This window comes from Vibrio sp. R11-SG3-ISO9 (assembly GCF_059834255.1).
In genome coordinates, this window is record NZ_JCBDGU010000027.1 from 34,484 (window position 1) to 48,312 (window position 13,829).

Here is a 13,829-nt window from a genome sequence, read left to right on the forward strand (position 1 = left end):
AGATATATCTATCATTTTTATGAAACCAAATTAATTTTAAAAAATCACAGCTATGTAAGACGAATGTGCTGAATTCAAAATCAAGGAAGCGGTTCACAAGGGTAGCAAGAAACACGGTAAGAAGGATTTATGACCAACCCTAAATTAGTGATCGTGGAAGACGATCCAGTCCTAAGAGAAATGCTGCAAGAGTATTTCGAGAGCCAATCATTTGATGTTGTCACCATATCTGATGGGGCAACTGCCTGTGAGCAAATTTTAACAATCCAACCTGACATTGTACTTCTGGATCTAATGTTGCCAGAGGTTGATGGGCTGACCATTTGTCGTGAAATACGCAGCCAATTCAATGGCAAGATTCTGATCTTAACGGCCAGTGACGACGATTTTGACCATGTTGCGGCTTTGGAAACAGGTGCAGACGACTTTATTAGCAAACCTGTACGACAGCGTGTCTTGCTGGCAAGGGTGCGTATGTTGCTTCGTCGAACTCAAGACCTACAGCCAAATACCACAGGTAATGGCAATGAGTTGAGCTTTGGCAAGCTTTCCCTCAATAAGGCGACCAAATCATGTGTTCATGCTGGCCAAGATATTCCGATTGCCGAGAGTGAGTTTGAGCTGCTTTGGTTATTGGCGTCTTCGCCTGAACAGGTCTTGTCACGTAACTATCTAACTCAGGAGATTCGAGGGATTGAATACGATGGTGTCGATCGCTTTATTGATAACAAAATCGTGATTCTTCGTAAGAAGCTGAATGACATCACTATGCCACCGAAAAAGATCATTACGGTTCGCGGTAAAGGCTATCTATTTGTTCCTGAACGCTGGTAAAGGCGACTTTTCTTAATGAGAAGAATCTATTTTGAATACTTGGTGGGCCTGACGCTAATCTTTCTCATCAGTATCTATTCGTACGCTTTTGTCGTTTATAAGCTGGGTACCGACTATGAATACATCCTGCGCGATCATCAGGCAGAAGCTTACCAAGAGCTGATTAGTACGATTGCGAGCGAGAAGGGAATAGTCGAAACCGAAACCATTTTGACAAACTATGCGGAAAAAACGCGCCAAAATCTTCGTATTGTAGATTTTGAAGCCGCACCTAAAATGGTTCAAAAAGCGTTTGGTAATCCAGGTGTTAACGTGTACTACCATGAAGAAGACTTTCTTTGGCTGCGTTTACCTGGTAGTCAAAGCGTGTACGAATTATCGGACAACAAAGACTCTTTCCTAAGGAAAAAGATAAAGACCGAGAACCGATTCATTTGGGTATTCGCCATCACGGGCTTTGCCTTCAGTGGTCTGTTTTTAGTGTGGCGAATCAAACGTCGCTTGAAGAATTTAGAATTGGTTACCGTTGCGTTTTCTAATGGCGAATTGATGCAGCGCGCCTCCGAGAAAAATAGCATTAAGCTCGGTACGCTCAACCGCAGTTTTAACGTGATGGCGGATAAGATTCGCGACCTAATCAATAGTAATAAATCTCTGACCAATGCTGTTGCTCACGAGCTGAGAACACCGATTTTTCGTATTCAATGGCAAGCTGAGCTATTGAGCGATTTGGACCCTACGGACAAACAGTCGAAGGCAATCGCACGGATACTTGCTGACACGGAAGAGATGGAAGACATGGTCGATGAGTTGCTTTACTACTCGCGACTGGAGCGAGGGGGCTCTGAACTTCAGTTGCAGCCTGTCGATATGAATAACTGGCTGGATGAGCGATGTGCTATATGGGAAAAAGAGACCACGCTTGATCTCGTTAAGGTGCCTCTTAAAGAGTCCGTGCCATTGCACGTTGACCTCAAGTTGTTTAATCGTGCAGTAGACAACATCGTACGCAATGCATTTAAGTTCGCTGATTCGAAGATTGTGATTGAGCTTTGGTATAACGATGGGGAAGTTGTGGTGGAAGTGCATGATGACGGTAAAGGTGTTGAGTCGGAGCACTGGCCATTCTTGTTTGATCCTTTCTACAGCGCAAATGCAGCAAGGAATAAAGGTAAAACTGGGCATGGACTAGGCCTCGCTATTGTAAAGCAGGTATGTGAACGTCATCAGGCTCAAGTGACCGTGGGAGAGAGTTATCTTGATGGTGCTTGCTTTGCGCTCTCTTTTCCTCGTGTTGAGGCGTAAATAGAAGATGGTTATTTTGTTGGTTTCCCATTACACTGCGCTGCATACGATAAAGAACATGTTTTAGGTAAGTTCATCATGGACCAAGAATACTACGAAGACGCTGATTACGATGAAGTGGATCAGTATGGCGAAGAAGGCGAAGAGATTGAGATTGAAGCGATTGGCGTTGATGTCTCATCACAACCTATCGAGCTATATAAAGTCTTTAAGATCGCTAACCTAGTTGGCGGTGGCGGTGAGGCCAAGCACGTGATTTCTGAAGGTTACGTTGCGGTAAATGGTGAGCTAGAAACTCGTAAGCGCCGTAAGATGTACGATGGTGACTTCTTTGAGTTCAACCAAGAGTACTACGTGGTTTGTTGTGATCAGCCTGTTCAAGAAGTGGTTGAGAAACCAAAGAAAAAAGAAGAGCCTAAACAGCAGCATAAATCTAAGCGCTCTTCTAAGCAGAAAAATAAGAGCGCTAATCAAGGCCAAAATTTGAGTGCTTCTGCTGAGCCACGTAAACAGAAGAACAAATCTACCAATAAGCCTAAGGCTCAAAACGAGAAGTCAAAGCCACAACGTGATGAGAAGAGTGGTCGTAACTCTATAGATTTCTTCTAATCAAGTGACTTTAAGTTAGATCCTACCTTTTTCAGATGTGAGGCTAGAAATCATCGCCTCGCGTCTGATATCCAATATCTCATCAATCAGTTTCTGTTTTGCGTTCAAGCCAAAGTGATTGGAATAGTTGTTGATCTGATTCACTTCTGAAGCCTGCAACTTATAAACCTGTTTCTTCAGGCGTGTTTTCGCTTCACTTTTGATCATGCCGCGCTGCTGCAATAGGGCGATGATTTTGTTGTCTAAAGGGTGTTTTGCCTGTGACATATCTTCTTAATCAGAGGTTTAGTTAAACTTCGCAGGGTAATCTACAGGCGAGAGATGACAGATTTGTGACGTTATTGTCGCGTTTCGTTTACAGGTTTATAGAGCGTCGTGCTGATATGGTTAGCAAATGCAAAGTAAAAAGCGGGCTATGGATGATTAGCCCGCTTTTTGTTTTGGTTGAGTCATTAAGGTGAATAGAGCTAGGTTCAACGAATGACGAAGTGCGAAATTAATTCACTCTGGCGACTCGATAACGCATTTAAGGACTCACTGTTGCGCGCTGACTGATTGACTTCTTCGGCAATACTGACGGCTTTTTTGGATATATAAGCGATGTTACTCATGACTTCCTGTGCAACATTGCTCTGTTTTATTGATTCATCAGCTATGTGGCGGCTCATTTCATTAATCGTTGAGAGCCTTGTGACCATAGTATCCAGAGATTGGCTGCTTAGATTAGTTTGATTTACTGACGCGGCTGCTTTTTCTAGATTGTTCTCCACTAGCATCACCGCTTTTTCGGCTTGAGACTGAAGGTTGCTGATCATTGTATCAATGTCATTAGCAGAGCTTTGCGTTCGAGTTGCTAACGAGCGCACTTCATCTGCGACTACGGCGAATCCTCGTCCTTGTTCTCCGGCGCGAGCCGCTTCAATTGCGGCATTGAGTGCCAATAGGTTGGTTTGCTCAGAGATTGACTGAATCACCGTGAGAATATCTCCAATTTGGCGAGATTCATTTGAGAGTTGATGAATCACATCGGTTGCTTCGACTAGCGAGCTCTGCAGCTGGCTAACAAAGGTCAGATTTTGCTGCATGCTGTCCATGTTGTTGTGAGCTAACACTGTGATCTTATCGACTTCATCACTGGTCTCTTTGGCTGAGCTGGAGACACTGTCGATGGCGATCTTCATTTCCGTTACCGATTGACGAATTGTGTCGGTCTGTTTCTGTTGCTTAGCGACGTCAATGTTTGTTTTATTGCTTAAGATATGGCTTTCATTGGCGACATCACTCAATGTGTCTGCAGACTGTTGAACTTGGGTTATAACGTTACTTAGCTGAGAGCCTAACGCGTTGATATTGAGAGCGATAGCACCCAGTTCAGATTGAAAACCCGTTTCAATACGATGAGTAAGATCGCCGGAAGTCAGCTTGTCGAGTGCTTCAACAATCTTACGTAGTGGCCTCTTTATCGATAATACAATCGTCGAGGAGATGGCGAGGGCAATAAGAGTAGAGATCACTGCCAGTGAAGCATTAAGGAGTAGTGCTCTGTTTGAATCTTGCTGTGCTTCATCAGCGGTTTGGCTTACCAATGATCCGATATCACTTCCCATAAGCTCAAAGCTGTTTATGGCACTGTCCATGTCTGCAGCAAGCTGGCGCAGAAGTTGTTCGCTGGTGGCTGTTAGCTGAATATAGGTAAGGTGCTGTTGAAGTACCCCTTGCGGCTGCTCAATGGCACGTATCAACTGATTCAGATAGAAGCTGATGCTCTCTTTACTCTCTGGCATCGAGATAGGGACTCGCTTTGCTTTATCTTTAAATCTTTCAATGTGAGCGATTAATTCCTTTTTGACCACCTCAGCGTCATCAACATCTTCCATTGCGTAGATCTTCTGCAGATAACGGTCTGCGCCTGTTCCTTGTGCGACTAAGTAGTTGAGGTTGCGGTTATTGGTGCGTTGTCCGTTGCCTTTTGCTACAGCTGCTAGGTCGCTGATGTCTTGCTCGAAGAATTTCCATTTTTCATCAAACTGATTTAGCTCTTGAGATGTTTTGTGTCGCGCACTCATGCGCCGGTTCTTTGTTTCTAACTGTTGTTCAGCATTAATGAAAATACGCTGGGCAATGGTGTTTAACTCGGCGATATGCGTTTGTAGTGCAGGGAAATTATTGAAGTCGTTGAGCAACTCTTGGTAATTGGTTAAATAGCGCTGCTTCTCTTCGTAAAACTCTTGTTCTAGTTTATTTCGGTTAGCAACAGAATCTGTATTGGCGTGAACCAAAACCGCTCGGTTGATATTTTGTAAGTTTTGACCCAACAAATTCGAATCTGCGAGGAGATTCGTCATCTTTACCGATGTTAGCTCTAACTGTTGTGCCATTTTACTCTGATTGAAATAGGCAAAAATACTGATGGCGACAACGAAAGTAATAACGATACCAAAGCTGATAATGATTCGCTGAATAATGGACAAGTGCATTGAAACCTCAACAGTTATTTCCATTTAACTTGAAATTGAAGGTAGAGAGAATATAACCAATCATAGGGTTATTATTGACTCGCTTGTTTTTTCAGGAGGTTAGTTGATATATATGAAACTTTAATGAATGCAAGGGACTGCATTTAACACCCATTTATTGGTTATTTTAAGAACATCGATCTGATACTGTTTTTCATGTGACAAGCAAACTTGGTGAAGATTAGTTATTGGTGGGGAACCGTCGTCAAGCGCACTGAATAAAGTTCATAGTTTTTATGTCAAAAAAGCAGGATTCCTCTTTAAGTTATTACTTATCAATACTTTAAGTTTTATTGTTTTGTTGCTGATACTATGTATTGTGAATGTGATGTGTAGATTATAGATATGTAACTTATGATTAATTTTTGTGCAATGAAATCGTCACAAGCCTCTGTTTGAATTATTGGAGTTCAAAACATAAATCGAACTGATTATTCGGCATCTTAATGATTACAGATGTTTAACTCCATTAATTCATTTATCAACTTGGAGGTTGATGTGAAAATTAAAGCGCTTATTGCTACTACAACAGTTGCTCTTACTATGGCTACAGGTGGCGTTGCTAATGCTGCTTCACGCGACTACATTAGTATTGTTGGTTCATCAACTGTATTTCCATTCGCGACTGTTGTTGCAGAGCGATTTGGCCGTACATCTTCTTTTTCCGTACCTAAAATTGAATCAACAGGTTCAGGTGGTGGTTTAAAACTATTTTGTGCGGGTATCGGTGAAAATACACCAGATATCACAAATGCTTCTCGTAAAATTAAAGCTTCGGAAGTCGAGTTGTGTGCCAAAAATGGTGTTAAGGATATCGTTGAAATTAAAATTGGCTTTGACGGCATCGTGCTAGCGAACTCTAAAAAAGCTCAACAATTTGAATTGTCTCTACAAGACGTTTACAAAGGCGTAGCGAAAATGGTGCCAGACGCGAACGGCAATCTTGTAGAAAACCCATACAAAACATGGAAAGAAGTGAACCCAACACTTCCAAACATCAAGATCGAAGTACTTGGTCCTCCACCAACATCAGGAACACGTGACGCTTTTGCAGAGCTTGCTCTAGAAGGTGGCTGTAAAACTTTCCCGCAAATCAAAGCACTGAAAAAGACTGACAAAAAGAAATACAAAGCGGTATGTCACTCTGTACGTGAAGACGGTGCTTACATTGAAGCAGGCGAGAACGACAACCTAATCGTTCAGAAACTGGCTTCTAACCCGAATGCGTTGGGCGTTTTTGGTTACTCTTTCCTTGAAGAGAACGCAGACAAAGTTCAAGCGTCTATTGTAAATGGCGTAGAACCGACATTTGATGCGATTGGCTCTGGTGAATACCCAGTATCTCGTTCACTGTACTTCTACGTGAAAGAAGCGCACAAAGACACAATCCCAGGTCTAAAGGAGTACGTAGCGGCGTTTACTTCTGAACAAGCCATTGGTGATGAAGGCTACCTAGCTGACCGCGGTCTAATCCCTCTATCTGCAAGAGATTGGAAATTGGTTCGTGCAGCAGGTACTGAGCTAACACCAAACCTATAATTCTTGTCGAAATCACGGGGTGCCTAGCCAATAGGTTACCCCGTTTTCATTTTCAGAGGCCCTATGAATTCTTTGCTTGTGTTCTTGTTGTTCGGTATCTCAACGCTTGCCTATGTGGTAACTAAGAGTCGCTCCAGACAATTGGCTCATTCAAACGGTGGATTAAGATACCTTCACTCTAGACCCTCATACTATGCGACATTAGCGGCAATGATGTCAGCCATTCCTGCACTGATCATTTTCGCGGTTTGGAGTGCATTCTACCCAGCGATTGTTGAGTCTATGGTGATGTCAAACCTACCACGCAGTGTACTTACTGATGGTACAGAGCCATCTCTACTGTTTAGTCAGATAAAGCACGTTGCGGATGGTATTACAGATACTGACAAGAGGTGGTTAATTGAAGCGTCTCGTTACTACACCTACGTGATGGAGTCGGGTAACAATATTCGCTTTGCAACGCTGATTGCGATCGCTTTTGCAGGGTTAGTCCTAGGTCTAAAACTCGTTCGACCAAAAGTGAAAGCGCGTGTTTATGTTGAAAATATTCTTCAGCTGTTTCTGATTATTTGTTCGATCATCGCGATTCTTACCACTTTGGGCATCGTGCTGTCGGTATTGTTTGAGGCGATCCGTTTTTTCAATATCGTACCCGTGACCGATTTTATTTTTGGTTTGGAGTGGTCGCCACAAGTGGCCCTACGCGAAGACCAACAAGGTGCAAGTGGTGCTTTTGGCTTTATACCGCTGTTCGTCGGCACACTTATGATCTCCGCTATCGCCATGTGTATAGCGGCGCCTGTTGGCTTGATGAGTGCAATCTATCTTGCGGAATATGCTTCACCAAAAGTACGAAGCGTTGCTAAGCCTATTCTTGAAGTCCTAGCGGGCATTCCAACTGTTGTTTATGGCTTCTTTGCTGCTTTAGTCGTCGCGCCAATGATTCGCGATACGGCCCATGCTGTGGGTCTGACTTCGGCGTCGTCCGAGAGTGCATTAGCTGCAGGCTTAATTATGGGCATTATGATCATTCCGTTTGTCTCCTCTCTTTCTGATGACGTGATTACTGCCGTGCCCCAATCCCTGCGTGATGGTTCGTTAAGCCTTGGGGCAACAGAGTCTGAAACAATCAAAAATGTCGTTCTTCCAGCTGCGCTTCCGGGCATTGTAGGCGGCTTGTTGTTGGCCGTATCACGCGCCATTGGTGAAACCATGATTGTGGTGATGGCAGCTGGCCTGTCTGCCAACCTCACGGCAAATCCACTCGAATCAGTAACCACCATAACCGTTCAGATTGTTACCTTACTGGTTGGTGACCAAGAGTTTGACAGCCCGAAAACCTTAGCGGCATTTGCACTGGGACTGTCTCTGTTCGTGGTGACGCTTGTGCTGAACTTTGTTGCGCTACGCATCGTTAAGAAATATCGAGAACAATATGACTAGTGTCTTAAATGAAATATCAAAGACTAAGAAAGCCAAAGTCAAGGCAAGCTTAGCGAAAAGGAAATCGAGAGAAGGGCGCTTTCGTTGGTACGGTATTGTTTCTATCAGCTCCGCGATCATGTTCCTCGTAATCTTAATTGCGTCTATCACCTCTCAGGGTTACACCGCTTTCTACACCACGGAGATCAAGCTGCAGGTCAGTTTAGATCATGACACTCTGGGGCTTATCAATGAATCACCAGACGAAACGGAGCTGTTCAGCGCTAACTACATGAAAGCTCTGCGTAACGCGCTCAGAGAGGAAATTGAAGTCAACGGTCGAAAAGAGCGTAAAGCTTTGTATTCCTTCATTTCTAGAGGGGCAGAGTATGATCTGCGTGATCGGGTTGTAGAAAATCCCTCTTTGGTAGGTAGTGAAATTACCTACTGGGCATTGGCAGGCGATCTGTCGAATCAATACAACAAAGGCAATGTCGATTCCTCCATCCCAGAAGATTCGCGAAAGTTTAAAGACAACCAGATTGCTTGGTTTGAGCAACTTGAAAGCCAAGGCAAAGTTAGAACGGTTTTTAACAAGAACTTCTTCACTAACGGTGACAGTCGAGATGCCGAACTGGCGGGGATTTGGGGAGCCATGGTTGGGTCGTTTTATACCTTACTTGTTTGTTTCTGTATCAGTTTCCCAATTGGGGTTGCAGCCGCTACTTACTTAGAAGAGTTCGCACCTAAGAACAAAATCACTGACATGATCGAGATTAACATCAACAACCTAGCGGCGGTTCCGTCGATCGTGTTCGGTTTACTTGGCTTGGCGATTTTCTTGAATGTTGCGGAACTGCCTCGTTCGGCGCCAATTGTTGGTGGCTTAGTTCTGTCCTTGATGACATTGCCCACTATCATCATCTCTAGCCGTGCTGCCATTAAAGCGGTGCCTCCATCGATTAAGGACGCTGCGCTAGGAGTAGGGGCGTCGAAGATGCAATCGGTAACACATCATGTTTTGCCATTGGCGGTGCCTGGGATGCTGACGGGGACAATTATCGGTATGGCACAAGCTCTGGGTGAGACTGCACCTCTAATCATGATTGGTATGGTCGCCTTCATTGTCGATGTGCCACAAGGGCCGTTCGATGCCGCCAGCGCTTTGCCTGTACAAATTTATCTGTGGGCTGAAAACCCAGAAAAAGGCTTCGCGGAGAACACCTCCGGCGCAATCATGGTTTTACTTTTCTTCTTAGCCTTTATGAATTCATGCGCGGTACTGCTGCGTAAACGTTTAGAACGCCGTTGGTAGGAGTGCTTCTCAAATGACTGAAAATATTCAAACTTTATCTGGCCAACTGCAAGTTGAAGTCCAAGCGGCAAATTCGGTTCATCATCGTATCGATGAGTCGAGAGAGACGGTCGGTTTGCCTTTTATCGACCAAGCGCGTATGTCAGCGCGCAATGTTGATGTGTTTTACGACCATGGACAAAAGCAGGCGATCAAAAATGTCAGCTTAGACATTGGAGAGCGCGAAGTCTTATCTATGATTGGCCCGTCGGGCTGTGGCAAGTCGACCTTTCTTCGCTGTCTCAATCGCATGAATGATACCGTAGACGGTTGCGTGATTAACGGCAGTATCACTTTAGATAACCAAGATATCTACGGTAAAGAGCAAGAGATTGTAGAGCTTCGTTCTCAAGTGGGTATGGTGTTTCAAAGACCAAATCCATTCCCTAAATCCATCTACGACAACATTATCTACGGTCCTCGTTTACATGGTTTGGTCGAGAAGAAGTCTGATATGGACTTAGTGGTTGAAGAGTCGCTAACCAAAGCGGGTTTATGGGATGAAGTGAAAGACCGTCTCGACCACCCAGCGACGGGGCTTTCTGGCGGACAGCAACAACGCTTGTGTATTGCTCGTACGATAGCGATTAGTCCTGAAGTCATCTTAATGGATGAGCCGTGTTCGGCGCTTGACCCGATTGCGACAGAAGTCATTGAAGAGCTGATACATGATCTCAAAAAACAGTTCAGTATCGTGATTGTTACGCACTCTATGCAGCAGGCTTTGCGCGTTTCTGACCGCACCGCTTACTTCCACTTGGGTGACTTAATTGAAGTGAATGAGACCAAGGAAGTGTTTCATAATCCACAACACCGTTTGACTAGGGACTATATCAGTGGCCGCTTTGGGTAATACGATTGGACGAAGTAACAAACTGGATGGCAGAGCAAAACGCTCTGCCTTATCGGGCCGAACAACGGCACCTCTGAAACGTAAAAGAATCTTTGTGTTAGGGGATACCAGTAATGACCTTGCACTTTTTGCAGCTCAGCAGTTGGATATTAAGTGCTATGGACATTTTGATATTGTCTGTTATTCGATTCCAACCTCTGCCGTTGGAGAAAGGGCAAGCGTGCAGACTTTTGGGGGCCTTGAAAAAGTAGAGGGTGATTTTAGCGCTGGTCACTACGACCTATTAATCACAGTGAGCTTGAATGCCATCCAAATGGTTTCGCCGATGCCTACGTACGACAAACTGCTGTTTTGGGATGTAGAGAAAACAGAAGATGAGTACGATGCTGTTATTGAGAATGTGAACTTCTTTATGTCGCGCTACATGTACGGATAAGCTAAGGTTTTCTATGACTTAGCGCTGTTATCTTGTCACGCTGTGACTTTCCATTTGTAACAAATTGTAGAGCCGGATCATGTATATACATCGAATATACGATTCGCATTGGCTCTCTGCTCTTGTGTGTCTTAGAATCGAACTAATCAAATCGAGTATCTAGGGTGCGCAGTGATGGCCACTAAGAAGAACAAAGCGAACGCTAAAGATAGCCAGTTGATCATCAGAATTAACAGTGAGTTAAAAGATAATTTTATTTCACTGTGTGATGACATGGATACCTCTGCTGCACGCGAGATTAGGCAGTTCATCAAACGTTTTGTAGCGGAGCATGAGTCAGAAAACGAAAAACCACAGTAGTTTTCGCCGCTCACTCAGGTCAAGCGTGATGTTCAACCGCGGTTTATCTCAATCCCACTATCTAGGCGTTCCCCCTGATAAGTCAGAATCTAGATATTGACTCGCAACCTCTAAAACAAGCTTCCATAAACATTCTTTTCCCTTTAGGTACTCAGAGTTTGGCTATGCCATGGTGAAAAGCGTGGCGACGATCACTAGTGCAACGATACTGATACGCTCTAACAGACCAAATACGGGTTGTTCATGGCTTTTAGTCAACAGTTTTAATTGTTTCATACCTACCTCTTCACTATGTATTATTGATGTATATACATTGTAGTACATACGTATATCTGTGCGTAAAATTTAAGCGATAATTAGTGGCTTTTTCCTTTCATGGTTCGTAGTGCGGCTTTTACGTTCTACTCTTTATGTGTCTCTTTGAGTTTACATCTCAAACGTTAAACTGAATTTCGTTTCATATGTTGAAATCCTCTCTATATTTCAATGACTTAGTTTATGGCTATTGAATAAAAAGAATAAGGAAATTGAAATGTTGCTACCAAAACCTTTAAAGCGAGGCGATAAGATCGCGTTTTTTTCTCCGTCATCTCCAGCAACGGTGTTTGCACCGAAACGTTTTGAAAGAGCAAAACAGTTTCTTGAAAGCAAGGGATTTGAATTAGTGGCTGGTCAGCTCACGGGCAAGTCTGATGGGTATCGCTCTGGGTCGATCCAGGAGCGTGTAGAGGAGTTAAACGCGCTGATTCGAGATCCAAGTGTTCGCTGCATAATGTCTACCATTGGCGGCAACAACAGTAATGCACTGCTTCCTTATATCGATTATGAAGCGTTGAAAAATGATCCTAAGGTGATCATCGGTTACTCCGATGTCACTGCGCTACTGCTCGGGATTCATGCGAAAACAGGCATACCAACATTTTACGGCCCAGCTTTGGTGGCTTCCTTTGGTGAATTTGCGCCATTGGTTGAGGAAACCTTCGCATCGTTCCACGAAATTCTATGCCAAGACCTTGATCTGCATACTTATAAAATGCCGGCGGTCTGGACAGACTTTAGAGCGGAATGGGAAACCCAAGATAAAGTAAAACCTGTCTATCAGAACGAATGGCAGTTTTTAGGCTCAGGCGTTGTTGAAGGGCGCATTATCGGTGGCAACCTCAATACCATGGGGGCCATTTGGGGCAGTGAATATATGCCAGAGATTAAGCAGGGCGATATTTTGCTGGTTGAAGATTGCATGCTTGGAATTGAAACGGTGGAGCGCTCTTTCTCATTATTAAAGGCGTGTGGCATCTTTGACCGTGTATCTGCAATTGTACTCGGCAAGCATGAGCTCTTCAATGACAGAGGAACAGGCCGCACACCACTAGACGTATTGTTAGAGGTGTTAAATGTTCAAGCAGTGCCGATCTTATCTGGCTTCGATTGCTGTCATACTCATCCAATGTTCACTCTGCCATTAGGAGCGAACTGTACGATAGATTTCGAACAGCACTCTATTTCGATTTCAGGCGATTGGTTGAATCGCAATTAAGCCACTAGTTTTAACCCATCAACCCTTCCAATAAGCAAACCGTTATTGGTTTATCTTCAAATACTGCACGCACAAGTCATGAAAGGCTTGTGCTTGCGGAGAAATCGTCCTATCTGACAACCTGAAAATACCAATTTGGCGTTTTAACGGCGGATCGATTAACGGAATCCAAGTTAGACGAGTCTCGTTCGTTGGGAAAGCGAGTTTTGGCAGCGTTGTTACCCCAATCCCCAGCTCAAGCACCGAAAATAAGGATGTGATGTTCTCTACCGAATAGAGTGCTTGTTCACTGAGCGTTCGCGCCGGAGTAGGATCGAGTAGGGTACATGTGCCGTTTCTGATAAAGGGTTGTTGAAGCAAAGTCTGCCACTCTATCCCTTCTGGGTGACTGGCGATTGGATTGTCTTTCAAACAGACGACACCGATCGGGTCTGAGATCAATGGAGTAAAATCGATAGTATCTTCATCAAGGCTTGAGCTGTTGCCTAGCGCGACATCAACCTCTCCAGACAATAGTCTCGCTTCAACCCCGGCCGCATTATCATCAATTAAACTTACTTCTACATTCGGGTATTGCTCACAGAAGGCGCCTAGAACACTCGGGATTAATTTTGCGGCTACAGAGGGAACGCTTGCAATCCTTACTCTTCCTTGCTGACCCGCCGCCGCGGCACGTAAGTCATTATCTAGTGCTTTATAAACATTCAAAAACTGAATGATTTTAGGTAGACATATTTCGCCAAATGGCGTCAGCGTTGACTTGTTGCCTGTTTCAAACAGGGGTTGTCCGAGTATCTTCTCTAACTCTTTAATCGATGTTGATAGTGCTGCTTGAGAGCGGTTGGCACGGTTCGCTGCGGCTCTAAAACCCCCTTCCTCGACCACAAAAACGAAATGTTTTAACTGCTGCAGTTTGATACTCATCCGTTTGAATCCCTCTCAATCCCTTGTTTCACCTTACTTTGTGCATGGTGATAAGTTTTATTTATCAAATGCACGAAATTTACCGTTAGATTTATCAGGCGTCAAGGTGCAATATTTAACCATCTTGAAACAAAGTTGTT

13 protein-coding genes are annotated in these 13,829 nt (G+C 44.1%); 10 read left to right on the forward strand and 3 right to left on the reverse strand.

Features of this window, described 5'->3' with window-relative positions; genetic code table 11:
• The first annotated feature begins 129 nt into the window (after window positions 1-129).
• The 3 genes from AC6R05_RS08360 to AC6R05_RS08370 all read left to right on the forward strand — a co-directional run bounded on the left by AC6R05_RS08360 (window position 130) and on the right by AC6R05_RS08370 (window position 2,748).
• A complete protein-coding gene (locus AC6R05_RS08360) occupies window positions 130-834 on the forward strand; it encodes a response regulator (protein ID WP_032552380.1) in 705 nt (234 codons plus the stop codon).
• Window positions 835-849: 15 nt separating this feature from the next.
• Window positions 850-2,139, forward strand: coding sequence for an ATP-binding protein (locus AC6R05_RS08365; RefSeq protein ID WP_500647127.1), 1,290 nt, complete (start codon window positions 850-852; stop codon window positions 2,137-2,139).
• A 78-nt stretch (window positions 2,140-2,217) separates the two neighbouring features.
• Complete coding sequence (locus AC6R05_RS08370; RefSeq protein WP_032552384.1) at window positions 2,218-2,748, forward strand: RNA-binding S4 domain-containing protein; 531 nt, start codon at window positions 2,218-2,220, stop codon at window positions 2,746-2,748.
• Between the two features lie 15 nt (window positions 2,749-2,763).
• On the opposite strand, the gene AC6R05_RS08375 is transcribed toward AC6R05_RS08370, so the two are convergent.
• The gene (locus tag AC6R05_RS08375; protein ID WP_032552385.1) at window positions 2,764-3,015 is read right to left on the reverse strand and encodes a hypothetical protein; all 252 of its coding nucleotides are present in this window, start codon (window positions 3,013-3,015) and stop codon (window positions 2,764-2,766) included.
• Window positions 3,016-3,221: 206 nt separating this feature from the next.
• Window positions 3,222-5,225 carry a methyl-accepting chemotaxis protein gene (locus tag AC6R05_RS08380; RefSeq protein WP_500647128.1) on the reverse strand — a complete coding sequence of 668 codons (2,004 nt, stop codon included), beginning with the start codon at window positions 5,223-5,225 and terminating at the stop codon, window positions 3,222-3,224.
• A gap of 537 nt (window positions 5,226-5,762) precedes the next feature.
• Here AC6R05_RS08380 and AC6R05_RS08385 point away from each other — a divergent pair.
• The 7 genes from AC6R05_RS08385 (at window position 5,763) to AC6R05_RS08415 (ending at window position 12,765) form a co-directional block, all read left to right on the forward strand.
• Complete coding sequence (locus AC6R05_RS08385) at window positions 5,763-6,803, forward strand: PstS family phosphate ABC transporter substrate-binding protein (RefSeq protein WP_150869767.1); 1,041 nt, start codon at window positions 5,763-5,765, stop codon at window positions 6,801-6,803.
• Window positions 6,804-6,866: 63 nt separating this feature from the next.
• Window positions 6,867-8,246, forward strand: coding sequence for a phosphate ABC transporter permease subunit PstC (pstC, locus tag AC6R05_RS08390; protein WP_500647129.1), 1,380 nt, complete (start codon window positions 6,867-6,869; stop codon window positions 8,244-8,246).
• Window positions 8,239-9,540, forward strand: coding sequence for a phosphate ABC transporter permease PstA (gene pstA / locus AC6R05_RS08395; protein ID WP_500647130.1), 1,302 nt, complete (start codon window positions 8,239-8,241; stop codon window positions 9,538-9,540). The genes pstC and pstA overlap by 8 nt, the downstream gene beginning before the upstream one ends.
• 124 nt (window positions 9,541-9,664) lie before the next feature.
• A complete protein-coding gene (pstB, locus tag AC6R05_RS08400) occupies window positions 9,665-10,432 on the forward strand; it encodes a phosphate ABC transporter ATP-binding protein PstB (RefSeq protein WP_412179825.1) in 768 nt (255 codons plus the stop codon).
• The gene (locus AC6R05_RS08405) at window positions 10,416-10,868 is read left to right on the forward strand and encodes a hypothetical protein (protein WP_150896301.1); all 453 of its coding nucleotides are present in this window, start codon (window positions 10,416-10,418) and stop codon (window positions 10,866-10,868) included. The genes pstB and AC6R05_RS08405 overlap by 17 nt, the downstream gene beginning before the upstream one ends.
• A gap of 174 nt (window positions 10,869-11,042) precedes the next feature.
• Complete coding sequence (locus tag AC6R05_RS08410; protein ID WP_172974301.1) at window positions 11,043-11,228, forward strand: hypothetical protein; 186 nt, start codon at window positions 11,043-11,045, stop codon at window positions 11,226-11,228.
• Between the two features lie 532 nt (window positions 11,229-11,760).
• Window positions 11,761-12,765 carry a S66 family peptidase gene (locus AC6R05_RS08415; RefSeq protein ID WP_500647131.1) on the forward strand — a complete coding sequence of 335 codons (1,005 nt, stop codon included), beginning with the start codon at window positions 11,761-11,763 and terminating at the stop codon, window positions 12,763-12,765.
• Window positions 12,766-12,807: 42 nt separating this feature from the next.
• Here AC6R05_RS08415 and AC6R05_RS08420 read toward each other — a convergent pair whose 3' ends face one another.
• A complete protein-coding gene (locus tag AC6R05_RS08420) occupies window positions 12,808-13,689 on the reverse strand; it encodes a LysR family transcriptional regulator (protein WP_500647132.1) in 882 nt (293 codons plus the stop codon).
• Window positions 13,690-13,829 lie beyond the last annotated feature (140 nt).